Source organism: Bradyrhizobium huanghuaihaiense (genome assembly GCF_007830635.1).
Classification (GTDB): Bacteria; Pseudomonadota; Alphaproteobacteria; order Rhizobiales; family Xanthobacteraceae; genus Bradyrhizobium; species Bradyrhizobium huanghuaihaiense.
The window spans coordinates 686,130-710,466 of the sequence record NZ_VLLA01000002.1 but is presented as its reverse complement, the minus strand read 5'-3'; the positions used below and the strand labels follow the sequence as shown (position 1 = coordinate 710,466).

Annotated in this window: 23 protein-coding genes; 6 read left to right on the top strand and 17 right to left on the bottom strand. The window is 65.7% G+C overall.

Features of this window, described 5'->3' with window-relative positions; genetic code table 11:
• Nucleotides 1-9: 9 nt before the first annotated feature.
• The 14 genes from IQ16_RS07275 to dapA form a co-directional block, all read right to left on the bottom strand.
• The gene (locus IQ16_RS07275) at nt 10-1,590 is read right to left on the bottom strand and encodes a hydantoinase B/oxoprolinase family protein (RefSeq protein WP_018647572.1); all 1,581 of its coding nucleotides are present in this window, start codon (nt 1,588-1,590) and stop codon (nt 10-12) included.
• Nucleotides 1,587-3,596 (bottom strand): hydantoinase/oxoprolinase family protein, encoded by a 2,010-nt coding sequence (locus IQ16_RS07270; protein ID WP_018647573.1) that lies wholly within the window; start codon nt 3,594-3,596, stop codon nt 1,587-1,589. The genes IQ16_RS07275 and IQ16_RS07270 overlap by 4 nt, the downstream gene beginning before the upstream one ends.
• A 426-nt stretch (nt 3,597-4,022) precedes the next feature.
• Nucleotides 4,023-5,570, bottom strand: a complete 1,548-nt coding sequence (gene pdxR / locus IQ16_RS07265) for a MocR-like pyridoxine biosynthesis transcription factor PdxR (protein WP_018647574.1) — start codon at nt 5,568-5,570, stop codon at nt 4,023-4,025.
• Between the two features lie 102 nt (nt 5,571-5,672).
• Entirely contained in the window at nt 5,673-6,602 is a 930-nt protein-coding gene (locus IQ16_RS07260) for a dihydrodipicolinate synthase family protein (RefSeq protein WP_026312736.1), read from the bottom strand.
• 15 nt (nt 6,603-6,617) lie between these two features.
• A complete protein-coding gene (locus IQ16_RS07255; RefSeq protein ID WP_018647576.1) occupies nt 6,618-7,406 on the bottom strand; it encodes an amino acid ABC transporter ATP-binding protein in 789 nt (262 codons plus the stop codon).
• Nucleotides 7,403-8,134 carry an amino acid ABC transporter permease gene (locus tag IQ16_RS07250; RefSeq protein WP_020608121.1) on the bottom strand — a complete coding sequence of 244 codons (732 nt, stop codon included), beginning with the start codon at nt 8,132-8,134 and terminating at the stop codon, nt 7,403-7,405. The genes IQ16_RS07255 and IQ16_RS07250 overlap by 4 nt, the downstream gene beginning before the upstream one ends.
• Nucleotides 8,135-8,153: 19 nt before the next feature.
• Complete coding sequence (locus IQ16_RS07245; RefSeq protein WP_018647578.1) at nt 8,154-8,990, bottom strand: ABC transporter substrate-binding protein; 837 nt, start codon at nt 8,988-8,990, stop codon at nt 8,154-8,156.
• Between the two features lie 123 nt (nt 8,991-9,113).
• Nucleotides 9,114-9,416 (bottom strand): DUF4286 family protein, encoded by a 303-nt coding sequence (locus IQ16_RS07240; protein WP_244635548.1) that lies wholly within the window; start codon nt 9,414-9,416, stop codon nt 9,114-9,116.
• Between the two features lie 11 nt (nt 9,417-9,427).
• A complete protein-coding gene (locus tag IQ16_RS07235; protein WP_018647580.1) occupies nt 9,428-10,384 on the bottom strand; it encodes a dihydrodipicolinate synthase family protein in 957 nt (318 codons plus the stop codon).
• Nucleotides 10,381-10,812: a MaoC family dehydratase gene (locus IQ16_RS07230; RefSeq protein ID WP_011086090.1), complete on the bottom strand. Its 432-nt coding sequence runs from the start codon at nt 10,810-10,812 to the stop codon at nt 10,381-10,383. The genes IQ16_RS07235 and IQ16_RS07230 overlap by 4 nt, the downstream gene beginning before the upstream one ends.
• Nucleotides 10,813-10,815: 3 nt before the next feature.
• Nucleotides 10,816-11,223, bottom strand: coding sequence for a MaoC/PaaZ C-terminal domain-containing protein (locus tag IQ16_RS07225; protein WP_018647581.1), 408 nt, complete (start codon nt 11,221-11,223; stop codon nt 10,816-10,818).
• Nucleotides 11,224-11,232: 9 nt separating this feature from the next.
• Nucleotides 11,233-12,396, bottom strand: coding sequence for an acyl-CoA dehydrogenase family protein (locus IQ16_RS07220; protein WP_018647582.1), 1,164 nt, complete (start codon nt 12,394-12,396; stop codon nt 11,233-11,235).
• Entirely contained in the window at nt 12,393-13,583 is a 1,191-nt protein-coding gene (locus tag IQ16_RS07215) for a CaiB/BaiF CoA transferase family protein (protein WP_018647583.1), read from the bottom strand. The genes IQ16_RS07220 and IQ16_RS07215 overlap by 4 nt, the downstream gene beginning before the upstream one ends.
• Before the next feature lie 14 nt (nt 13,584-13,597).
• A complete protein-coding gene (dapA, locus tag IQ16_RS07210) occupies nt 13,598-14,506 on the bottom strand; it encodes a 4-hydroxy-tetrahydrodipicolinate synthase (RefSeq protein ID WP_026312739.1) in 909 nt (302 codons plus the stop codon).
• Between the two features lie 184 nt (nt 14,507-14,690).
• Here dapA and IQ16_RS07205 point away from each other — a divergent pair, with 184 nt between their 5' ends.
• The 6 genes from IQ16_RS07205 to IQ16_RS07180 all read left to right on the top strand — a co-directional run bounded on the left by IQ16_RS07205 (nt 14,691) and on the right by IQ16_RS07180 (nt 20,290).
• Nucleotides 14,691-15,776, top strand: a complete 1,086-nt coding sequence (locus IQ16_RS07205; RefSeq protein WP_018647585.1) for a LacI family DNA-binding transcriptional regulator — start codon at nt 14,691-14,693, stop codon at nt 15,774-15,776.
• A gap of 3 nt (nt 15,777-15,779) precedes the next feature.
• Nucleotides 15,780-16,148 carry a tautomerase family protein gene (locus tag IQ16_RS07200; RefSeq protein WP_018647586.1) on the top strand — a complete coding sequence of 123 codons (369 nt, stop codon included), beginning with the start codon at nt 15,780-15,782 and terminating at the stop codon, nt 16,146-16,148.
• A gap of 12 nt (nt 16,149-16,160) precedes the next feature.
• On the top strand, nt 16,161-17,303 hold the full coding sequence (locus IQ16_RS07195) for an acyl-CoA dehydrogenase family protein (RefSeq protein WP_018647587.1): 1,143 nt from the start codon (nt 16,161-16,163) through the stop codon (nt 17,301-17,303).
• Between the two features lie 4 nt (nt 17,304-17,307).
• Nucleotides 17,308-18,891 (top strand): acyl CoA:acetate/3-ketoacid CoA transferase, encoded by a 1,584-nt coding sequence (locus IQ16_RS07190; RefSeq protein ID WP_018647588.1) that lies wholly within the window; start codon nt 17,308-17,310, stop codon nt 18,889-18,891.
• Nucleotides 18,892-18,900: 9 nt separating this feature from the next.
• Nucleotides 18,901-19,383 carry a MaoC family dehydratase gene (locus IQ16_RS07185; RefSeq protein ID WP_018647589.1) on the top strand — a complete coding sequence of 161 codons (483 nt, stop codon included), beginning with the start codon at nt 18,901-18,903 and terminating at the stop codon, nt 19,381-19,383.
• A gap of 70 nt (nt 19,384-19,453) precedes the next feature.
• Nucleotides 19,454-20,290 carry an ABC transporter substrate-binding protein gene (locus IQ16_RS07180; RefSeq protein ID WP_018647590.1) on the top strand — a complete coding sequence of 279 codons (837 nt, stop codon included), beginning with the start codon at nt 19,454-19,456 and terminating at the stop codon, nt 20,288-20,290.
• 169 nt (nt 20,291-20,459) lie between these two features.
• On the opposite strand, the gene IQ16_RS07175 is transcribed toward IQ16_RS07180, so the two are convergent.
• The 3 genes from IQ16_RS07175 to IQ16_RS07165 all read right to left on the bottom strand — a co-directional run bounded on the left by IQ16_RS07175 (nt 20,460) and on the right by IQ16_RS07165 (nt 24,329).
• On the bottom strand, nt 20,460-21,908 hold the full coding sequence (locus IQ16_RS07175; protein WP_018647591.1) for an NAD-dependent succinate-semialdehyde dehydrogenase: 1,449 nt from the start codon (nt 21,906-21,908) through the stop codon (nt 20,460-20,462).
• Nucleotides 21,909-22,113: 205 nt separating this feature from the next.
• Entirely contained in the window at nt 22,114-23,445 is a 1,332-nt protein-coding gene (locus IQ16_RS07170) for an MFS transporter (RefSeq protein ID WP_018647593.1), read from the bottom strand.
• A gap of 77 nt (nt 23,446-23,522) precedes the next feature.
• The gene (locus tag IQ16_RS07165; RefSeq protein ID WP_018647594.1) at nt 23,523-24,329 is read right to left on the bottom strand and encodes an enoyl-CoA hydratase/isomerase family protein; all 807 of its coding nucleotides are present in this window, start codon (nt 24,327-24,329) and stop codon (nt 23,523-23,525) included.
• Nucleotides 24,330-24,337 lie beyond the last annotated feature (8 nt).

Sequence of the window (24,337 nt, the reverse complement as noted above, 5' to 3'; positions counted from 1 at the left end):
CAGGTCCCCTCAACTGGCAGCCGCGGCGCCGTAGCCGCCGCCGCCGCACATCTCGATCGTGACGAGATCGTCTTGCTGCAACACCAGGTTCGACTTGCCGTCGATGGCGACGTTCGTGCCCTGCCTGACCAGCGAGATGCGGCAGGCCTTGCCGGGATAGCCGCCCTGCATGCCCCAGGGCGCCATCACCATGCGTTCGATGCAGGTGGTCAGGTGCATCGAGGGCGCGAGGATGCGATAGGTGCGGACGGAGCCGTCACCGCCGCGATGCGCCCCGGCGCCACCGGATTGCCGCCGAATGGCCTGCTGCTCGAGCCGGATCGCATAGTTGGCCTCGATCACCTCGACCGGCGTGTTCGAGGTGTTGGAGAGATGCACGCGCGTCGCGGAGGTGCCGGCCCGATCGTGACGTGCGCCTTCGCCGCCGCCATGAACCTCGTAGAGCATCTTCCAGGAACCGTTCGGCCGCGGCTCAGCAAAGAACAGAACCCCGGCAGTGGTCGCGCCGCCCGCGGACAGCCGCTCGGGAATGGTGTCCTGCATCGCGCGAAAAATCGCGTCGACGATGCGCATCGAGGTCTCGTGGTTGCCAGCAGCCACCGACGCGGTCCAACCCGGCTCCAGGATCGAGCCCGGGCGCGTGATGATGGTCAGAGGCCGCAGCGCGCCTGCGTTCTGGTTCATGTCGCGCCCGCTCATGATGCGCGCGGCGTAGGCAACGGCCGAACGCGCCATGAACGGCGTCGTGTTGCAGAAATTCGAGACGCGGTCGCAGCTTCCGGAGAGATCGAAGATCGCCTCGTCGCCGCGGATGGTGATCTTGACGTGAATGCGCGCCGGCGCGTTGTTCGCGCTGCCGTCGTCGAGATAGTCTTCGCCTTCATAAACGCCGTCCGGCAGCGCGCGAAGGGCTTCCCGCATCTCGATTTCGGAGAGATCGTGCAGACGCGACTGGGTCGCCATGAAGACAGCCTTGCCGTGCTCGCGGCAGAGCTCGACGATGCGTTTCTCGCCGGCCTTGGTCGCGGCGATCTGGGCGAGGAGATCGCCCTCGCAGGACTCGGCATCGCGAACGTTGGCCTTGAGCAGTTGCACGATCGGCGTGTTGACGCCGGCTGAGGTTGCGATCAGCACCGGCGGAATCCGCATCGCCTCCTGGAAGGTATCGATCGCCTTGGCAAAATAGCTGCCGGGCCAGGTGCCGCCGATGTCGGGCCAGTGCGCGAGGCTGACGGCAAAGGCCACGATCTCGCCCTCGACGAAGACGGGCCGCACGACCTTGACGTCGTTGAGGTGGTTGCCGCCGAGCGCGCCGACATTGTAGATCACGACGTCGCCGTCGTTCAGGTTTTCGCGCGGCATCACCTTAAGGAGCTCGGGGATGGTGTAGGCCATCGCGCCGAGATGGATCGGGATGTCGCGGCCCTGCCCGACCAGGCCGCCGTGGCCGTCGGTGATCGCGGACGAGAGGTCACCGGCCTCACGCAGCAGCGGCGAGCGCGCCGAGCGCGTCATCACCAGGCTCATCTCCTCGGCCGCCGCCGAAAGCCCGTGCCGGATGACCTCGACGACGAACGGATCGAGCTTCATGCCGCCCTCCGCGTCAGGAAGAGATTGCCCGCGACGTCAGGCTTCGCCTGCCAGCCCGGCGGCACGACCACCGTGGACCACGCATCTTCGATAATGGCCGGGCCGCTGACGATGTCGGTCAGCGCGGTACGGTCGATGATCGCTGTCGCGATGTCGTGGAATCCGTCGAACGAGCAGGTCCGCTGGCCCGACGACACCGCCCTTGCTGCCGTCGCCGGCCGGCTGACGACGGTCGTCGACGGGCGGCGGGCCTGCACCCGTACGGATTCGATGACGCAGGGCTCGCCGGTCGCATAGCCGAACAGCTCGTGATGCCGCGTCAGAAAATCCGTCTTCAGCTTGGCGACGTCGAGCGGCAGCGTGAAGGATACCGGGATGGCGTCGTTCTGCGCGGCGTAGCGCATCAAGGCCACCAGCTCGACCTGGATCTCCGCCTTCGCAACGCCGTTGGCAATCAGCGGCGCCGAGGCATCGTCAATCAACGTTCCGATCCGCTCCGATACGCGCACAAGGTCGATGCCATCGAGGGCCGCGCGCAGCGTCTGCTGCTGGAGAAAGCTGAAATCGGCGGTGAGACAGCCCAGCGCGGAGAACGCACTCGACGCGCTCGGGACAACCACCTGCGCGATCCCGTAGAGATCGGCAAGGCCCGCGGCATGCATCGGGCCGCCACCACCGAAGGCGAGCAGCGTGCAGTCGCGTCCGTCGATGCCGCGTTCGACCGTGACGCGGCGGAGCGCGCGGGCCATGGTCGCGTTGGCGACCTTGATGATGCCGAGCGCTGTTTCCGTCAGGCTGAGTCCGAGGGCGCGCGCGATCGGCTCGATGACGCGCTTGGCGCTTTCGATATCGATCCCGATGCGGTCACCGAGCTTGGTCTCGGGATTGAGATAGCCGAGCACGGCATTGGCATCGGTAATGGTCGGCTCAAGGCCGCCGCGGCTGTAGCAGGCCGGGCCCGGTTCGGAGCCGGCGCTCTCTGGCCCGACCGTGAGGCCACCCGGACCGTTGCGCACGATCGATCCGCCGCCCGCGCCGATGGAATGAACCGCCAGCATCGGCTGGCGCAGCGGCTTGTCGCCGAGCATGCGGCCATCGGTCATCTCGGCCTGGCCGTCGACGATCAGGCACACGTCGGTCGTGGTGCCGCCCATGTCGAAGGTCAGCATGCGCGAAGTGCCGAGCTGGCGCGCGATGCTGACGGACGCCGAGACGCCGGCGGCCGGCCCCGACATCGCCATCACCAGCGGCCGCCGCTTCACCGCGGAAATCGGGATCATGGCGCCGGCGGAGTGAAACACCTGCAGACCGGGACCGATCGGCAGCCGCTGCTCCAGCTCGCTGAGATATTCCACCGCGATCGGCATCGCCGCCGCGTTGAAGACGGTCGCCGACGTCCGCTCGTATTCGCGCGCCTCGGGGTTGATCTCGTGCGAGAGCGACACATGGGCCACGACATCCCTCAGCCGCTCGCCAAGCATCTTTTCGTGAATGGGATTGGCGTAGGCGTGAAGCAAGGCGACGGCGACGCTCTGCACGCCGGTCTGTTTCAGCCACGCCACCAGACGCTCGATCTCCGCTTCATCCAGCGCCTTCAGCACACGGCCCTCGTGATCGAGGCGCTCGGCGAGCCCAAAGCATCGTTCAGGCGGCACCAAAGGCGGTGATTTCGGGGGAATATCGAGCCGATAGAGATCGCGGCGGCGATAGCGCGCGATCTCCAGCACATCGGCAAAGCCTTCGGTCGCCACCAGCGCCACCTTCGGCAACCGGCCCTCGACGATGGCGTTGGTGACGCGCGTGGTGCCGTGGACGAAGCGCTTGACCTCGCTCTTGCGCAGGCCCACCGCCTCGATCGCCTCCAGCATCGCCTGGACGGGCGCATCGGGGCGCGACGGCACCTTCGCGATCCGCGCCTCGGCAGAGTCGCGCCGGATCGCGATGATGTCGGTGAAGGTGCCACCGATATCGGTGCCGACCTCCCAGTGATTGTCGGAGGAGCTCATCTGCACAGTCAGCTACGGATGACGCCCGGACCGGACGCCAGGTCCTTCCCGTTCATCCCAACGTCCAATGCCAAACCGAGAGCGCTCATCATGCATCCCCTGTCATGCCACCATGAGCGAGCGTGCGACAGAGCGATGGGTGCAGGCTAGGGCCAGAGTTGTCGCAAACCGCTAGACCAGTGCGCGACGTGGGCCGCGCGCCGCGCCACCTGCTGCACGTTTTGGTGCAGCGCTGCCCGCGCTGGCGGCACGCGAGCGCGGACCATCCCTCGCGGAAAAAGTGCAGCGCACCACGGATTTCTCCGCGTAAATCGCGATGTTCGTTGCACTGCAATCCGCGCAAGCCAAATCGCCTGTCTAATTTGCAGGCGACCGATCGGCGTCCCCGGATGTCCGGTTGCCTATGAGCTATGCATGGCGGTCGGCTCAGCCTCTCTTTATTGTACGAACAGTACGAGAGGATATCGCCGCCTCGGATGGTGCGTTGCGGGAGCCGCTGCCTGTGCAAGCCGCGATTCTCGCGAGCAGCGGCGAGGCATCCTCGACGCGCAGCCGCCCATAGCCGAACACCAGGCCCTGTCGCGTCGGTTGCTCCAGAAAGTTCTGCGACAAAGGCTGCACGTGGATGCCGGCCTGCTTCAGGCTTGCGGCCGCCTCGCGGTCGCTCATCCGCGCCCGCATCGCGTCGGTGAACTCCGCCACCAGATGCAATCCCGTCACCGCCGCGGAGACGACGAGGTCATCCGGCATCCACGCTGCAATCGCCTCGATCAGCGCCTTTCGCCTACTCGCATAGACCCGCCGCATCCCACGCAGATGCCGCAGCAAATGCCCTTCCCGCATGAACTCGGCGAGCGCGAGCTGTCCGATGCCGGAGGTGTGCACGTCGATCCGCGCGCGCCCCTTGGAAAATCCTGCGATGAAATGCCTGTTGGCGACGATGTAGCCGAGCCGCAGGTTCGGCATCATGATCTTCGAGAAGGTGCCGAAATAGATCACCCGTCCCTCGCGATCGAGCGAACGCAAGGAGGCGATCATGCTGTCCTGGTGCCTGAACTCCGAATTGTAGTCGTCCTCGATCACCCAGACGTCGTTCCTGTTGGCCCAGTCGAGCAGCTCGAGGCGCCGCTCCAGGCCCATGCTGACGCCGAGCGGATATTGATGCGACGGCGTGACCACGATCAGCCGCGCGCCCGGCGCGCGGCGGATTCCTTCCGAGACGACGAGCCCCTTGTCATCGACGGGAATGGGAACGAGCTTGGCCCCGGCCGCCGTCAGCGCCCAGCGGGCCTCGACGAAGCCGGGCTCCTCGACCCAGACTTCATCGCCGGGATCGAGGATCATCCGGCTGCAAAAATCCAGCGCGCCCGACGTGCCCGACGTGATCACGACTTCTTCCGGCGAGCAGACGAGCCCGCGCACCGAGCCGAGAAAGTTCGCGATCTCGCTCCGCAGCCGCGGATGGCCTTCGGGCGGAAGATCGAGGCACTCGTGCTCCCTCGGATTCTGCCAGGTCTGGCGCAGCAGGCGCGACCATTCCTTGAAGGGGAACGTCGAGATGTCGGGCGCGCCGGGTGCGAACACGGACGGCCAATTGGTCTCGTAATCCAGGCCAAGCAGTGATTGCCAGCGCTTCGACGTGTGGGCGGGCGCAGCCCCGGGCGGCGCAACCGACGGCGCATCGGCATGCGACGTTGCGACGGACGCCACCATGACCCTGCCGCGTGGCGTCGATTCCAGATAACCCTCCGCGTAAAGCAGATCCCACGCCGTCAGCACCACTGTGCGCGAGCAGCCCAATTCCCGCGCGATCTCGCGCGAGCCCAGGAATTGCGTTCCCGCCGAAACGACGCCGCGCAGAATGCAATCCCGGATGTGAGCCGCGATCTGCAAATGCAGCGGTACGGCCGACGTCCGGTCGATATGCATTCCCGCAAGGGAGACGCGCTTGCTCGGGTGACGATCCTTGTCCATCACGTGGAGGGGGCTGTTGCAACGGCCGGCGATCGCCGCCGGCGTTCCCTCAGGATGGGCCAGATACGGATTCGGGTCCAGCCTCGGCGGGAGCCGGCGACGTTAACGCTGCCCGGCGATGCGCAGTGCCTGTTCGAGTGCCTGCAACTCATCGCGTGTCGCTGGCGGCTGCGGCGGCCGCGCCGCGTCGCATGAGAGGCGCCCGAGCAGTTTCAGGCAGGCCTTGAGCCGCACGGTCGCGCGTCCTCCGGGCGGATCGCGATAGATCGCGACCGCCAGCGGATAGAGCTTCTCATGCGCGGCGCGCGCCCGCTCCCAATCACCGGCTTCGGCGGCAGTCCAGAGGCTGACCACGAGCTCCGGAACGACGCAGGCGAGGCTGACCTGACTGCCGGCCGAGCCGACGAGATAGCTCGTCAGCAGATGCTCGTCGCCGGAGCCGAGCACGGCGAACTCCGGCCGCAGCTTGCGGATCAGCCGCAGGTTCTGCTCGTACGTCGCAACCTCCCAGCTACCTTCCTTGATCGCAACGAAGCGAGGATCGGCGACGAGCCGCGTCAGCAGCGGTGGCGCATAAGCCATGGCTCCCGCGCCGACGGGCGCGGCATAGAGCATCAGCGGTGCGGTCGTGGCGTCGCGGATATGGCGATGATGCTCGATCACGCAGTCATCGGCATGGCCGAGCGCCCAGCTGTTCGGCGGAAATACCAGCAGCCCGTCCGCGCCGGCCTGCTCCAGCGCAGCCGCCTCGCGCGCGGCCTCCAGGCTCGATTCATGGTTGACGCCGGAGACGATCAGGCAGTCCTTCGGCGCGTACTCGCGCGCCAGTTCCACCACGCGCCGCTTCTCGGCCAGCGACAGCACAAAATTCTCGCCGGCGTGACCGTTGACGAGGAGCCCATTGATGCCGGGTGTGGACGAAACCGAGGTGAGATGGCTTGCGAGCTGCGCCTCGTCGATCTCGAAATCGGCCGTCATCGGCACGATGGTGGCGGCGTGAATGCCGCGCAGGCGGTCGCTGAATGTCCGCATCGCCGCCGACATCGGCTAGTGAATGATCTGGTCGAGGAACGTCCGCGCCCGCTCGGACTTCGGATGCTTGAAGAATTCCTCCGGCGCGGCCTGCTCGACCACCTTGCCCTCATTCATGAACACGATGCGGTCGGCGACCTCGCGGGCAAAGCCCATCTCGTGCGTCACGCACAGCATGGTCATGCCCTCTTCCGCCAGCTTCTTCATGGTCTCCAGCACCTCCTTGACCATTTCCGGGTCGAGCGCCGAGGTCGGCTCGTCGAACAGCATGATCTTGGGCCGCATGCACAGCGCCCGCGCGATGGCGACGCGCTGCTGCTGGCCGCCGGAGAGTTGCCCGGGGAATTTTTCGGCCTGATCGGGAATCCGGACTTTTGTCAGGAAATGCATGGCGAGGTCCTTGGCCTCCGCCTCACTCATGCCGTTCGCGGTCATCGGCGCCAGGGTACAGTTCTCGAGCACCGTCATGTGCGGGAACAGATTAAAGCTCTGGAACACCATGCCGGTGTCGCGCCTGACCGCGTCGATGTTCTTGCGCTGATGGTCGAGCTCGACGCCGTTGACGAAGATCAGACCTTCATCGTGCTTCTCGATGTGGTTGATGCAGCGGATGAGCGTCGACTTGCCCGAGCCGGAGGGGCCGCAGACCACGATCTTCTCGCCCCTGGCGACCTTGAGGTCGACCTGGTTCAACGCGGTGAAATCGCCATAGTGCTTGTAGACCGCCTCCATGCGAACCGCGGGAACATCGCGCAACTGCGGCTGCATCGTCGCGGCTTCCATACTCATCGACATCTCGCTCATGCCCGAGCCTCCACGCTCGCCGGTGCGACCGGTGCACTCGTTGCGACCCGCCTGGTCTTCGCAGCGCTCGACCGTCCGAAATGTTTTTCCAGCCGGCGTTGCACCGCATCCCAGACCGATGTGAGGATCAGGTAATACGCCGTTGCAGCCGCATAGACTTCGAGGATCTGGAAATGCTCCTGCATCAGCATGTCGCTGCGGCGCATCAGCTCCTCGACCGAGATCACGGAAGCGAGCGAGGTCGCCTTCAACAGCGAGTTGATGGAGTTGCCGAGCGGCGGGATCATCAGCCGGAACGCCTGCGGCAGGGTCACGCGACGGAACGTCACCCAGGGCGACAGGCTGAGCGCCCAGGCGGCCTCGCGCTGCCCCGCCGACACCGCCATGAAGCCGCTGCGCACGATCTCGGCGAGATAGGCGGCTTCGTTGAGGATGAGGCCAACGAGCGCGCAGGTGATCACGCTGAACTTGATGCCCAGCTGCGGCAAGCCGCTGTAGATCACGACGAGCTGGATCAGCAGCGGCGTGCCGCGGAAGAACCAGATGTAGAAGCGCGCGGCTCCCGCGAGCACCGGATTGGACGACATGCGCAGCAATGCGATGCCCATGCCGAGGATCAATCCGCCGACAACCGCCGCCACCGTCAAGCCGATGGTGACGAGCACTCCCTTCATCAGGAAGTAGTTGAAGAAGTAGCTGACGGCGGCCGTCGGACTGAAATGGCTCATCGGCTCGTCTCCGTAGGTATCAGGCCGGACCGGGGCCGGCGATCGCAAGCGGCTGGTCGGCCGGCATGGCGGTCAGGCCGAACTTGTCGAACAGCGCCTGGTAGCTGCCGTCGGCGCGCATCGCGTTCAGCGCCTTGACGACGGCATCGACCACCGTCTTGTTGCGGAAGCCGAGCGTCGTGCGCGCGGTGCCGAGACCACTCAGCACTTCCTTGACGCGGCCGCGGCTGGTGAGATCGCGTGCCACACTGTCAACGAGCAGCGCGTTGTCGACCTGTCCCGCAAGTAGCGCGCTGACGACATTGGTCGCGGTGGGGAATGTCCGCATTTCGACGGCGGCTCCACCTTTCGCAACGCTGGCATCGCTGAGCTTCTTGAGCCAGTTCATCTGGTAGCTGCTGACCTCGACGGCAGATGATTTTCCGATCAGATCATTTTCGGTAGCAATTTTTGTGCCGCTGTCGGGCGCGACCACGACCGAAATCGCCTGGATGGCGTAAGGCACCATGTACATCAGCTTGGACCGCTCCTCGGTCCAGAACATGCCGGTGTCGATGCCGTCGATGCGAGCCGCGTTGAGCGCGGGGATCATCGCCGGAAAATCCATCCGAACGAGTTCGACCGGAAGACACAACCGCTTGCCGAGCTCGGCGGCGAGCTCGACATTGAGGCCCTGCAGCTGACCGTCCTTGTCGACGAATTGCTGCGGCGGATTGGTCGGGTTGATGGAGAGCTGCAGTTTGCCGGGCGCAATCAGATTGTCGTCGGTGATCGCGGGCGTACAGGCGGCATGCGCGGACGCAGATGCGAGAACGAGTGCGGCGACCGCACCCAAGCGAAGCAGTGTCGAGACCATGAATACCTCCAGTAAGACGCCAATGACCGATGCAGTTCCTCGCCCGGGATTCCCCTCCGACGTTTTCTTGGATGCAGCCGGCCGGATCTTTCGACACGGCAGGCAGCATCTTCCTTGATCTGCTCAAGCCGGTCCCGACATCGGCCTGAGCTGGATGCGCATGAAATTCTTCACCAGGGATTCGAACGGGCCGAATCCCTTCACCTTCAAAAACTCCGGCGTCTCGAATGCCCAGCGTCCCGCGACTTCGTACATCGCGGCGAATTTCGGCCCGTCGCCGATCGAGACGAAGCGCTTGGCCGAGAGCCAGCCGGGACAGGCGAGCAGATCAGGAAAATGCTTTTGCTCGTACCAGGCGTTGAACGCAGCCTCGTGCTCGGGATCGATGTCGACCCGCACGATATGGATGAAGGCTTCGTCCGCCATCGGCTCGCCCCTCATGCTACGTTGCGGATGTCGCCGGCCGCGCGCGCCGCGCCGACCGTCGTTGCAATGGCATCGCACAGCGCAGGGAGCACCGGCAGCAGCGGCGGCCGCGGATCGGCGTTGCGGATCAGGCCGAGCGCCTTCAGCCCGACCTTCATGCGCGTGTGCATGTCCATGATCGGCGCAGGTCCGTAGATCGATCGCACGATCGGATAGAGCCGCTCGTTGACGGCGCGCATCGCGTTGAGATCGTCGGCGAGCGAGGCCTGCCACAGCTCTGCGAACAGATGCGGCGCGAGGCTGACGAGGCCGGAGAGAATGCCGTCGCCGCCGACGGCGAGCTGCGGCAGGAACCAGTTGAAGTTCGACGGCAGGATCGCGACGGATGGATCGGCCTGCTTCACCGCCCGCCGGTTCTCGTCATAGGCCAGCATGGTATCGCTGCCTTCCTTGACGGCGATGACGCTGTCGAGCGCTGCGATCTTCGCCAGCGTCTCCGGCGAATAGCCGAAGCCGGACGCCAGCGGATACTGGAAGATCGACACGGGAATTCCGATCGCGGAGCTGACTGCCTGCACGAAGGCCAGCGGCGCGCGCGAGGTCGCCGAGGCGCCGCCGCCGAGCGGCGCGGGCGGGAACAGCACCGCGCAATCGGCGCCGGCCGCCTCCGCGAGTTGCGCCTGATGGATCGCTTCCGCGGTGGAGTGGGCAATGATGCCGGCCAATAGCGGCTTGCTGCCGATCTGCCGGCGTGTCCGCTCGATCACGGCCTGACGTTCATCGTCCGAGAGCGACCCGCCCTCGCCGGCATGTCCATTGACGAACACCGCCGCGATGCCGTCCGGACAGGCACAATAGTCGAGGACACGGGCGTAGCCGTCCCAGTCGATCGAGCTGTCATCCCTGAAGGGCAGCACGGTCGCGACCGTGACGCCGCGCAAGTCGGGTTTCTTCATCGGCTTGCTCATGACGGTTTCCGCCGTGGAAATTTCAGGCTCGCACGTGCCTTCAGCACTTCGAGGCCGCCCTCGTTGCGCGCGCTGGCTTCCCAGATGATGGTGCGGGTCTCGTCGTGCTGCTCGGCGATCCAGACGTCGAAGGTGAGCGTGTCGCCGTAGAACACGGGACCGGTGAACCAGAAGCGGTCCTCTACCGAGACGCCGATGGTGCCGACCAGCTCGCTGGTCAAAATGCTGGTGCAGAGGCCCGCAACCATGATCCCCGGCGCCAGCCTGCGGCCGAAGCGCGTCGCGCCGGCATAGACCTCGTCGACATGAACAGGGCCGAAATCGCCGGTCGCGGCGATATAGAGCGCGCCATCGGCTTCGGTGATGGTCTTGCTCAGGCTGACCCTGTCATTGACCTTGAGATCGTCGAAGGACTTTGGCTCGTACATGGCTCAGCCCTTCGCGAACGGAACCAGCGTCGCGGTGCCGTCGACCACGGTCGCGCCAGAGGGCGACAGCGTGCAGGTGACGCGGCAGACCGCGTCGTCGCCGTCAATCGAAACGATCTCGGCCCTGGCTTCGACGGACTCGCCGACGATCACGGGCGCGGCGAAAGTCAGCGCGATGCTGCCGATCCGTCGCGTCGGACCACCGAGCTGGCTCAGGCACGTCGTGGCGAGACCGCCGACCGCGAGCTCGAAGGCCACCATGTTGGAGGCCCCCGCTTTCTTCGCACGGACGGCATCGACATAGAGACCGCCGAGATTGCCGCTAATGCCGGTGAACATCGCCTGCTCGGCGACCGTCATGGTCTTGCGGAAGGCGAAGGCAGCGCCGGGCTTGAGAGGTGCGTGAGACATGATCTCTTCCTAGAGCTGCAGGCCGTTCTTGATGGTGCTGCGCGCAACCAGCATGCGGTGGATTTCGGAGGTGCCGTCATAGATGCGGGTGACACGCGCATCGCGATACATCCGCTCCAGCGGCAGGTCCTTGCTGAACCCCATGCCGCCGAACACCTGGATGGCGCGGTCGACGACGCGGCCCTGCATCTCGGACGCCGCGACCTTGATCATCGAGACCTTGTCGCGCGCATCCTTGCCCTGATCGATGTCCCACGCGGCGTTCATCACCATCATCTTGACGCCGAAGATCTCGGTGGCGGAATCCGCGATCAGCTTCTGCACCATCTGGAAGTCGCCGATCAACTGGCCGAACTGGCGTCGTTCGCCGGCGTGCTTGCGCATCATCTCCAGCGCGCGCTGCGCCATGCCGACGGCGCGGGCGCCGATATGGGCGAGCCGGATCTGCAGCACGCTCTGCATGATCAGCTTGAAGCCGCCGCCGACCTCGCCGAGCACGGCCGCCTTCGGAATGCGGCAGTCCTCAAAACTCAGCTCGGCATGGCCGTAGCCGCGATGGCCCATCATCGGCTGGGTGCGCGCGACCTTGAAGCCGGGTGTGCCGCGATCGACCAGGAACAGGGTGATGCCACCGCGGGCCCGCTTGTCCTTGTCGGTCAGCGCCATCAGGATCACGTAATCGGCGATGTCGCCGTCGCTGATGAAATGCTTGGTGCCGTTCAGCACCCATTCGTCGCCATCGAGATGGGCGGTCGTGCTGATCGACGCCGCGTCGGAGCCGGCGCCCGGCTCGGTGATCGCCATGGCGCAGATCTTGTCGCCCTTCACCGTCGGCAGCAGATAGCGCTCGACCTGATCGCCCTTGCAGGCCATCAGCATCGGATAGACCTGGCCGAACACGCGGCGGATCAGCGCGTCCGAAGTCTTGCCGAATTCTTCTTCGACCAGGCAATGCTCGACACAAGTTAGCCCGCCGCCGCCGACATCCGCCGGCATGTTCATGGCGTAGAGGCCGAGCTTCTGCGCCTTGGCCTTGGTGACGGCCAGCGCGTCGGCCGGCACCTTGGCCGTCTGCTCCACGACGTCTTCGAGCGGCTGCACCTCCGTCTCGACGAAGCGGCGAACGGTGTCGACCAGAAGGCGCGTCTCCTCGGGAACTGAAAAATCGATCATCGCGCCACCCCGACGGCCTTGCCGGCGACCATTGCGTCGATCTCCGCGGCGCCGTAGCCGATCTCGCCGAGCACCTGCCGCGTCTGCGCACCCAGCCGCTGCGGCACCAGCCGTACCTCCGGCGTCTGCCCGTCATAGCGCGCGGGATGAGCGACCATCCGGATCGGCGCGCCCCCTGCACTCTCGGCGCTCTTGAACACGCCGAGATGGTTGAGCTGAGGATCGGACTCGAGATCGCGATAATCCTGCACCGGCGCGTGCCAGATCCGTGCCGCTTCCAGCGCGGGCAGCCAATCTGCCGTCGACTTCTGTTTCAGGCGCGCCGCAACGATCCGCGTGATCTCCTCACGCTTCGAAAAACTATCGCCCTCGCCGAACTGCTTCAGCTCCTCGCTGTCGAGCGCGACGCCGAGCGCCTTGGGCGTGGCCATCGAGATCGCCATGTGACCATCTGCTGTCGCGTGAATGCCATAGGGACCGGGGCTGAACCACGCTGCGATGCCGGCCGGCCCGCGCGACGTCGGCGATGGCGCGCCGTTCAGCCATGCTGTCAGCGGCTCGACCTGGAGATCGAGCGCGGCCTGATAGAGGTTGACCTCGACGAGCTGGCCCTTGCCCGTCTTCGTCCGCGCGAACAGCGCCGCAAGGATGCTCATGGCATAGAGCGAGGCGGCATGCTGATCGACGATGACGGCCCCGACCGCCGTCGGCTCGCCATCGGCGCGTCCCGTCCGCATCGCAAGGCCCGACATCGCCTGAAGCAGAAGATCCTGGCCGGGACGATCCTTGTACGGCCCCTCCGATCCGAAGCCGGTCGCCACCGCATAGATCAGACCGGGATTGATCGCCTTCAGCACATCGTAGCCGAGACCAAGCTTGGCCATGGTGCCCGGCCGGAAATTCTCCATCACGACATCTGAGGTCGCGACCAGCTTCTTCACCGCGGCGATGCCGTCGGGATGCTTGAGATCGACCGCGATGCTGCGCTTGTTACGCCCGGTCGCCAGATGATTGACGCTGTCGCCCGCGACGAAATGATTGGCGACCGCCCAGTTGCGCTGGAACGCGCCCTCGATCGGCTCGACCGCGATGACGTCGGCGCCGAGATCGCCGAGCGTCTGCGCCGCCAGGGGCCCCGCGAGATAGTGATTGAAGCTGAGGATCTTGACGCCATCGAGCAGGTTCATCCGTTCACCTCAATCTAGGCAGCCGCAACCGGCGCGCCGCGCCAGGCGAGACCGAACGTCTTGACCAGCGCACGCGCGGCCGCATCCTGCGCTGCTGGAAGCGGCAGGCGTGGCGGGCGCGGATGGCCGGCCGCAAAACCCATGTGGCTGAGCAGCGCCTTGCTGCCGGCGACATAGGCCTGGCCGCCGACGAACTCGATCACCGGCAGGTATTTGAGATAGAGTTCGCGCGCTTCCTTGATCGCGCCGTGGTCGGCGACGAGGCTAAAGATGCGGGCCATCTCCGCCGGGACCACGTTGGAGGCTACGGCCACCCACCCTTGCGCGCCCTCGACGAAGGATTCGAAGCCGAGGATGCCGCCGAACACGGTCATCCTGTCGCCGCAGAGGCGGATGATGTCGCGCACCCGCGTCACCTCCAGCGTCGACTCCTTGATATAGAGACAGTTGTCGATCTCGGCGATGCGCGCCACCAGCTGTGGCTTGAGATCGACATTTGCGGTCGCCGGATTGTTGTAGACCATGATCGGCAGCGCGATCGCGTCGGCAACCGTCTTGTAATGATGCACGAGCTCGTCGTCGGTCGGCGTCGAATAGAACGGCGGGATGATCATCACGCCGTCAGCGCCCAGTTTTTCGGCACGACGGCTGAGGCGCACCACTTCGCGCGTATCCTCCGCGCCGGTACCGATCAACACGGGGACGCGGCCCGCGGCCTGGCGAATGACGACCTCGGCAACCAGCGCCTTCTCGTCATCGTCCATGGACAGGAACTCGCCGGTCGAGCCGAGCGGGATCAATCCGTGAATGCCCTCTGCGATCTGCCAGTCGACGAAAGCGCGCAAGGCCGCGACATCGACCTCGCCCGCTGCCGTGAACGGGGTGATCATGACGGTGTAGGTGCCGCGGAACGTCTTCATCAGGGTACTGCCGGGTGCTCGGGTGGATTCAGGCGATGGATGCCGCCTGCGGAATATCCGCACGCTCTATGCAATCGTTTGCATAAATGGCTCTGCATTGGGCAACACCATCCATTTTTTGAGCTTGATCCGCGTGGAATAAGCTCATAGCGTTTCTGCAATCGTTTGCAGTCTATCGGCAGGTTTGATGAGCGTCACGCTCAAAGATGTGGCACAGGCGGCCCGCGTTTCAGTCAGCACTGCTTCCCGAGCGCTGACGGGAACCGGCCTGACCAGCGAGCGCACGCAGCAGCGCCTGGTGCGCATCGCGCGCGAGCTCGGCTATCGACCGAACCCGATCGCGCGGGGCCTCAAGACCGGACAGTCGCGGCTGGTGGCGCTGCTCGTCCACAATCTCACCAACGCCTCGTTCCAGGTGATGGCCGAAGTGGTGCAGGCGCGCCTGAAGGCGCTGGGTTATCAGATGCTTCTGTGCATCGGCGGCGACGATCCGCAGCAGGAGAGCGACACCCTCACCACGCTGGTCGATCACCGCATCGACGGGCTGATCGTGGTGCCCACGGGCAAGAACGGCCCGCAGCTCAAGGCGCTCTCCAAGGACGTGCCCATCGTCTGCCTGGTGCGGCGCGATGACGCGACCGATCTCGAGACCGTGCTCGCCGACGATCCGCAAGGCGCTTATCTGGGCACGCGCCATCTGATCGAGCTCGGGCACAAGCGCATCGGGCTGATCGTCGGCCGCCAGGACACGACATCCGGCCGCGAGCGGCTCTCTGGTTATGTCCGCGCGCTACGCGAAGCCGGCATCACCAGGGACGACACATTGATTCATGCCGGCCATTTCGAGCCCGAGACCGGTGCGACCTGCGCCCGCAAGCTGCTCGACCTCCCACGCCCGCCGAGCGCAATCTTCGTCGCCAATCACGAGGCGACGCTCGGCGTGCTGCGCGTCACCGCGGAGCGGAACATCGCCATTCCGGATGATCTCTCGCTGCTCTGTTACGAGGACATGCCCTGGTTCGAATGGCATCGCCCGGCGATCAGCATCGTCGACAACGGCGCGCGGGATCTTGCCAATCTCGCCGTCGACCGGCTGCTGCATCGCATGGACGCCAAGGGGAACGGCAATGACGGCGTGCGCGAATATCGCGTCGGCGCCAAGCTGATCCAGCGCGACTCTTGCCGCCAATTCGATGCCCCGGCCCCTGCGAGATCCGGCAAGTCCAAATCGTCTTCCCCCAAATCGTCTGCGGCCAAATCCGCGAAGGTCTGATCGATGCCCTATGTCGAAGTGCTCGCCCCGCAAGTCCCGTCCCAGCGCAAGGCCGCGCTGGCGCGCTCGGTGACCGACGGCCTGATGTCGGCGTTCGGCGTCACCGCCGATACGGTCACGCTCTATTTCCTGAACATTGCGACCGATGACTACGCCCATGCCGGCACATTCGGCGCTCCCGCTTCCGGCCAGCGCATCCTGCTCAAGGTCCACGCCTTCCGCCGCAGCGAGGCCGAGCGGCGCGCCGCCGCCATCGCACTGACCCGCGCCGTATGCAGCGCCTATGGCGTGCCGGGCGACGATGTCGCGGTCTATTTCATCGACCGCGACCGCAGCGAAGTCTCCCACGATTCCAAGCTCGCCAGCGACTGACGGGAGCACGCCATGGACCGCTTTTACACCCAGGATCAAAAGGCTCTCCGCGACACCGCCCGCCGCTTCGCGGAGGCCGAGATCCTGCCGCGCGCCGCCGCGATCGACCGCGAGGACCGTTTCGACCGCGCGCTCTACAAGGGCATGGCCGATCTCGGCCTGTTCGGCATCTGCCTGCGCGAAGGCGCCGGCGGCGCGGGGCTCGACGCGGTCGCGGCCTGCATCGCGATGGAGGAGCTGGCGCGCTGCTCCGGCGCGGTCGCCAACGCCTTCGCGATCCCGGTCGAGGCCGTGCTGTTCTTCGACCATCACGGCACCGAAGCGCACAAGGCGCTGATCCCAAAAATCCTGAGCGGCGACATCATTCCCGCCACCGCCGTCTCCGAGCCCGATCACGGCTCCGACGTAGCTGGTATCCGTACCAACGCGGTGCGCGAAGGCAATGGCTGGCGGCTCAACGGCACCAAGGCCTGGGTGACGCTCGGCGGCGTCGCCGACCGCATCATGGTGTTCGCGCGCACCGGCAGCGAAGCGGGCCACCGCTCCATCTCCTGTCTTCTCGTGGACGGCGCCCTGCCCGGCATCGCCCGCGGCAAGAACGAGGAGCTGCTCGGCATGCACGGCCTCGACGACTGCCAGATCACCTTCTCCGACGTGCGTCTGCCGGCGGATAGCGTGATGGGGCCGGAGAACCAGGCCTTCAAGATGGCGATGAGCAATTTCAATTTCAGCCGGCTGATGATGGCCTCGATGGCGCTCGGCATGGCCCAGGCCGCGTTCGAGGACGCCACGACTTACGCCAAGGACCGCAAGCAGTTCGGCCAGGCCATCATCGGCTTCCAGGCCGTGCAATTCATGCTCGCGGACATGTCGACCGACATCGCGGCTGCGCGCCTCTTGATCCACCACGCCGCGCGCCTGCACGATGCCGGCGAGCCCATCGCCAAGGAGGCGGCGCAGGCAAAGCTGTTCACCACCGACATGGCGATGAAGCACGTCTCCAATGCGCTGCAGATCCACGGCGGCAACGGCTATTCGCGCGAGTACCGCATCGAGCGCATCTTCCGCGACGTGCGCCTCGCCCAGATCTACGAGGGCACCAACCAGATCCAGCGGCTGATCATCGCCCGCCAGGTCGAGAAGGAGGCCGCGTGAGGGCATGCTGAGCATCATCACAGCGGCGGAGGCCGCCGGTCTCATCCGCGACGCGGATACGCTGATCGTCGGCGGCAATGGCGGCACGGGCGCTGCCGAAGCCATTCTGGATGCTCTGGAGCAGCGCTTTCTCGGCGGCCAGGGCCCGCACAATCTGACGCTGATCAACATCACCGGCGTCGGCGCCGTGACCGAGAAGGGCCTCTGCCATCTCGCCCATGAAGGCCTGATCGCGCGCGTGATCGGCGGCAATTTCGGTTTGCAAGTGCCGTTCATGCGGCTCGTCCGCGACGAGCTGATCGACGCCTACAATTTCCCGCAAGGCGTGATGAGCCAGCTCTGCCGCGCCATGGCGGCAAAGCATCCCGGCGTGCTCACCCATGTCGGCCTCAACACCTACATGGACCCGCGCCAGGACGGCGGGCGCATGAACAAGCGCACCACCGCGCCGCTGGTCGATTTGCTCGAGCTGCACGGCCAATCCTGGCTGCTCTACCGCGTGCCCGCCCCGCCCGACGTCGCCATCATCCGCGGCACCTCCGCGGACGAGGACGGCTATATCAGCATGGAGCATGAGGGCACGACGCGCGAGGATCTCTCGATCGCACAGGCCGTGCACAATGCCGGCGGCACCGTGATCTGCCAGGTCAAGCGCATCGTGAAGCGCGGCTCGATCCATCCGCAGATGGTGAAGATCCCGGGCTTCCTGATCGACCATATCGTGCTCGAGCCCGAACAGATGCAGACCTACGGCACCGCCTACGATCCCGCGCGCTGCGGCGAGGCGCGCGTGCCGGTGGCGATGATCACACCGGATCCGCTGACCGAACGCCGGGTGATCGCTCGCCGCGCCGCGTTCGAACTGCGCCCGCGCGACGTCGTCAATCTCGGCGTCGGCATCTCCGCGATGATCCCCAATGTTGCGGCCGAGGAAGGCATTTCCGACCTGATCACGCTGACGGTGGAGTCCGGCGTCGTCGGCGGCGTGCCCGGCCATGCCCGCGAGTTCGGCACCGCGATCAATCCGCGCGTCATTCTCGACCAGGCCTATCAGTTCGATTTCTATGACGGCGGCGGCCTCTCCTGCGCTTTCCTCTCGTTCGCGGAGGTGGACGCAACAGGCAACGTCAACGTCACCCGCTTCGGCGAGCGCCGCGACGGCTCCGGCGGCTTCATCGACATCACCCAGAACGCCAAGCGTCTGATCTTCAGCGGCACCATGACCGGCGGCAAGTTCGACATCGGTGTCGAGAACGGCCGCCTCGCGATCCGGCGCGACGGCGCTTTCCGCAAATTCGTGCCTGAGGTCGGCCAGATCAGCTTCAGCGCCTCGTTCGCCGCGCAACGCGGCCAGCATGTCAGCTACGTCACCGAGCGCGCCGTGTTCGAGCTGGAGAACGGCAGCGTGACGCTGACCGAGATCGCGCCGGGCGTACGGCTGGAGGAGGACGTCCTCGCCCATATGGGCTTTCGCCCACGCATCAGCCCGCAATTGAAGGACATGGACCCGCGCATCTTCCGCTCCGGCCCCATGGGAATCGCGCAGAGTTTTAAGGCCCTGCCGGCGCGGCCGCGCAAGGTCGCCTGAGGGATCAACATGGACACGAGCGCCCCGATCAATCTCCGTTACGAAGATATCGCGCTCGGTGCCGAGTTCGAGACTGCCGCGCACATCGTGACGGAAGCCGATATCGCGGCCTTCGCCGACGTCACGCGCGATCACCATCCGCTCCACGTCGACGGCATCTACGCCCGCTCGCGCGGCTTCCCCGCGGTGATCGGCCACGGGCTGTACGGCCTGTCGCTGATGGAAGGGCTGAAGTCGGAGCTGAAGCTGTACGAGGAGACCTCGGTCGCCTCGCTCGGCTGGGACGAGGTCAAGTTCAAGGGCCCCATCGTCGCCGGCGATACCTTGCGCGTGCGCTTCCGCTTCGTCGAGAAGCGGCCGACCAAAAACCCCGAGCGCGGCATCGTCGTCGAGACGCTCGACCTCCTCAACCAGCGCGACGAGGTGGTGACCGCGGCACGCCATATCTCGCTGATCCTGACCCGGCAGGCCGACGCTGCGGCGGCCACGTGACCAGACAATGAAGAAGACGCGGACCGGAGAACGGCTCCTCTGCCACCCACGATTTGATCGGAGTATTCAGATGCGATTCCCAAAGACCTTCTCCGCCCTCGCCCTGCTGGTCGGCCTGACGCAGGCCGCGGGTGCCCAGACCTGCACGCCGAAGGTGCCGGCGTCGAGCCTGATCGAGGCGCCGAAATGGCAGATGTCGATCAACCCCACGCTGCCGCCGCAGCAATTCGTCGACGACAAGGGCGAGCTGCAGGGCCTCAATGTCGAGCTCGCCCGCGAGATCGCCAAGCGCATCTGCGTCGAGGCGGTGTTCCTGCGCATGGACTTCCCGCCGATGATCCCGGCGCTGCGCTCCGGCCGCTTCGATGCCATCAACACCGGCCTGTTCTGGACCGAGGAGCGCTCCAAGATGCTCTACCTCGTGCCTTACGCGCAGCAGGCAATCAGCATCTACACCGATCCCTCCTCCAGCCTGAAGCTCGAGAAGTTCGAGGATCTCGCCGGCCGCGTGGTGGGCGTGGAATCGGCGACCTACACCGAGCGCAAGGCGCGTGAGTTCAGCACGGCGATGGAGGCCAAGGGCCTGAAGCCGATCGAGCTGCGCACCTTCACCACCGTCACCGCCACTTCCGCGGCGCTGCGTGCCGGGCAGCTCGAGGCGGCGCTCAACATCAACGAGACCGCCAACTCGCTCGAGCAGAAGGGCATCGCAAAGATCTGGGTCCGCGACATCGCCGGCACGGACATCACTTTTGCCTTTCGTGACAAGCTGCTCGCCCAGGCCGTCGCCGACGCCCTCACCGCGATCCGCACTGATGGCACCTATGACAAGCTGTTCGACAAGTTCGGCATGACCAAGCTGAAGGCAACGACGTTTGCCATCAGGGGTGATGGGCCGACGAATTGATCGCGGCCTCCGATCTCGTGTCCCGGACGCGCTGCAACGCGCAAGCGTTGCTGCGCAGAGCCGGGACCCAGAGATGGGTCACGACGCGCAACAAGATGGGCCCCGGCTCTGCAGCGCACCGCTGAAGAAGCGCTGCGCTGCGTCCGGGGCACGAGAGCCGTAAGTTTCCTTACGCGCTCGCCTGGGTCACGAACTTCGTGTTGAGGTACCCCTCGATCGCCTCGAGGCCGCCTTCCGAGCCGTAGCCGGAATCCTTGATGCCGCCGAACGGTACTTCCGGCAGCGCGAGGCCGTGGTGGTTGATCGAGACCATGCCGCACTCGACGTCGGCGCCGATCGCCTGCATCGTCTTGGTCGAGGTGGTGTAGGCATAGGCCGCAAGGCCGTAAGGCAGGCGGTTTGCTTCAGCCACCACCTCGTCATAGCTGCCGAACGATGTGATCGGGGCCAGAGGTCCGAACGGCTCCTCGTTCATGATGCGGGCCTCGCGCGGCACGTCGGTGATCACGGTCGGCTCGAAGAAGAAGCCCTCATTGCCGATGCGCTTGCCGCCGGCCTGGACCTTGGCGCCGCGCTGGACCGCGTCGGAGACAAGACCTTCCATGGCGTCGACGCGGCGCGGATTCGCCAGCGGACCCATGCGGGTGTCCTTGTCGAGGCCGTTGCCGACCTTGAGGCTCTTGGCGGCCGCGACGAACTTGTCGACGAACGGCTGATAGACGCTCTCATGCACCAGAAAGCGCGTCGGCGAGACGCAGACCTGACCGGCATTGCGGAACTTGTTGGCCGACAGGATTTTCGCGGCATTGTCGAGGTCCGCGTCCGCGAACACGATCGCCGGCGCATGGCCGCCAAGCTCCATGGTGACGCGCTTCATGTGCAGGCCGGCGAGCGCAGCCAGATGCTTGCCGACCGCGGTCGAGCCCGTAAAGCTGATCTTGCGGATGATCGGATGCGGAATGAGATATTCCGACACTTCGGACGGCACGCCGAACACCAGCTGCACGACGCCGGGCGGAATGCCGGCATCGGCATAGGCGCGCACCAGCTCCATGCAGCTCGCGGGGGTCTCTTCCGGACCCTTGACGATGATCGAGCAGCCGGCGGCGAGCGCGGCCGAAATCTTGCGCACGGCCTGGTTGATCGGGAAATTCCAGGGCGTGAACGCCGCGACCGGGCCGACCGGCTCCTTGGTCACGAGCTGGGAGACGTTGCCCATCCGCGGCGGCACGATGCGGCCATAGGCACGGCGGGCTTCCTCGGAGAACCAGTCGATGAGGTCGCCGGCGAGCATGGTCTCGCCCTGCGCTTCCACCACCGGCTTGCCCTGCTCCATGGTCATGACGGGCGCGATCTCGGCGGCGCGGGAGCGGATGATGTCCGCGGCCTTGCGCATCAGCTTGTAGCGGTCGAACGGCGAGGTCTTGCGCCAGACTTCGAAACCGGCCTTGGCGGCTTCCAGCGCGCGGTCGAGATCGGCCTTCGAAGCGTGCGGGGTCTTGCCGATCGGCTGGCCGGTGGCGGGATTGAGGATGTCCTCCGACTTGCCGGACGTGCCGTCGGTCCACTCGCCGGCGATGAACATTTGTACTTTCGGATACATCCTTGGTGCCTCCATGATTTCGGTCGTCGGCGGGCCCAGCGCCCCACCGTTTCAAGCCGGCGCAGAGCTACACCGAAAGGGGCACGGCGAAAAGGGATCAATGATGCCGCAGCAGCGCATCGCTGATCTTCCGGTCGACGGGGTCGCCCATCCGGCAGGTGCCCACGGGATGCATCGAGCGCGCCGGCGCGACGGCAAGGCAGCCGCGCCGGCGCAAGGCTCAGCGGAAGTTGCCCTTGGTCTCGGGGATCACGACCGCCCCGATCAGGTAGACCACGAACACGCCGACCGCGAAGTAAGCCAGCGACATCGGAATCTGCGCCGGGCTGGCGCTCACCAGCGAGACGAAGGTCGGCATCATGCCGCCCAGCGCAAAGCCGATGTTCCAGGACAGGCCGGTGCCGCTGGCGCGCAGCGCGGTCGGGAAACGCTCGTTGAGGAAGATCAGCACCGGCGCATAGCCGGCATTGCCGATGAAGGCGATGGCGAGTGCAAGAAGCGTGATCTGCGTCGTGTCCGTGGTCGCGGAGAGGTTGAGATAGCACAGCGGCAGCAGCACCGCCGCCAGCACGCCGATCAGCAGAAAGGTCCTCTTGCGGCCGATCCAGTCGCTCAGCGCGCCGATCAGCACGGCCGAGAAGAACGCCGAGACGCTCGCGCCCATCAGGATCAGCGACGAGGTCTGGTTCGGGACCGCGTTGATGACCTTCAGGAAGCTCGGCAGATAGCCGGAGGTGAGGTAATAGCCGGCGCCACCGCCGAAGGTGATGAGCAGATTGACCAGCAGAACGCCGCGATACTCGCCGGAGAACACGTCCTTGACCGGCGCCTTCGAGACCTTCGCCTGCTTGTTGCCCTGCTGGCGCTTGAGCTCCTTGAAATAGGGCGATTCCTCGAGGTTGCGGAAGATGAACCAGCCGAGCAGCGAGCTCAGCAGTCCCGAGAAGAACATGAAGCGCCAGCCCCAGACCGCGAAGGCATCGCCGGGGAACACCGAGGATGTGACCAGGAAGATGAAGGACGCCAGCAGCGCACCGATGCCGGCGCCGCCGCCGCCGACCAGGCCCGACATCGCGCCGCGCCATTGCGGCGGCACGGACTCGGTGCCGATCGTGTGGGTCGAGGCCACGACACCGCCGACGAACACGCCCTGCACGAGGCGCAGGATCAGGAAGATGATCGGCGCGATCACGCCGACCTGCGCGATGGTCGGCAAGAGGCCAAACGCCGCGGTGCTGAGGCCGACGCCCACAATGGCGATCAGCATGGCCTGCTTGCGGCCGTGCACGTCGGCATAATGTCCGAACACCGCCGATCCCAGCGGCCGCATCAGCAGCGTCACGGCGAACGAGCCGTAGACCGCCGCCAGCGACAGCGCCGCATTGCTCGACGGAAAGAACAGCGCACCGACGACCGGCGCCACGTAGAGCAGAATGAACAAATCGAACAGATCGAGTGCCCATCCGAGCACCGACGCGATGATCGCATTGACCATCTGCTTGTTGTCCGCTGATGCCTCTGCACCCGCGACCGGCATATCCATCTCAGCCATGTTGTTTTACCTCCCCCGTTTGAGTAGCGCCGCGGTCCGCGCCATTGCGGACCGCGGCAGTTCGTTTACGTCGCGCGTCAGCGGCCGACGAATTTCGGCGGACGCTTGGCGTTGAAGGCCTCGACGCCCTCCTTGAAGTCCTCCGACTGGCGCAGGCGGCTGTAGCAATGGCCTTCGAGCTCGATGGCGATGGCGAGCGTCGAATCCTCGGTGTCGTTGAGGAGCTTCTTGGCGGTGCGCTGCGCCAGCGGCGAGAAGGTGCGGAGCTCATCGACGAGCCTGTCGGTCGCCTTTTCCAGCTCGGCATCCGGCACGCATTCGGTGGCGATGCCCCACTCATAGGCCTGCTTGGCCGAGATGCGCTTGGAGCGCATCACGATGTCCTTGGTGCGGGTGATGCCGACCATCTTCTGCAGGCGCGCCGAGCCGCCCGAGCCCGGGATCTGGCCGAGCTTCTGCTCCGGCAGCGCGTATTGCGTGGTCTCGGAGGCGATGCGGAAGTCGCAGGCGAGCGACAGCTCGAAGCCGACGCCGAAGCAATAGCCGCGATTGGCGACGATCACGGGCTTGGCGCAGCGGGCGGGCGCGGCGATGTTCCAGGCGAGCTTGGAGACATGCTCCGGGCTTGCCTCCATGAAGCCGCCGATATTGCCGCCGCTGGAGAAATGCTCGCCCTCGCCGCGCACCACGATGACGCGGACGCGCGGGTCTTCGTCCAACGTCTCGAAGGCCAACCGGAGCTGGTCGCGCTGCGGCATCGCCACGACGTTATAGGGCGGCCTCCCTAAGATAATGTCGGCGCGCTCATGCGCCTCGTCGATCTCGACCTTGAACCCGTCGAGTTTTGCGAGTCGGGGATCGGCGAATGTATAGGGTGACGGCATGTTGGCTT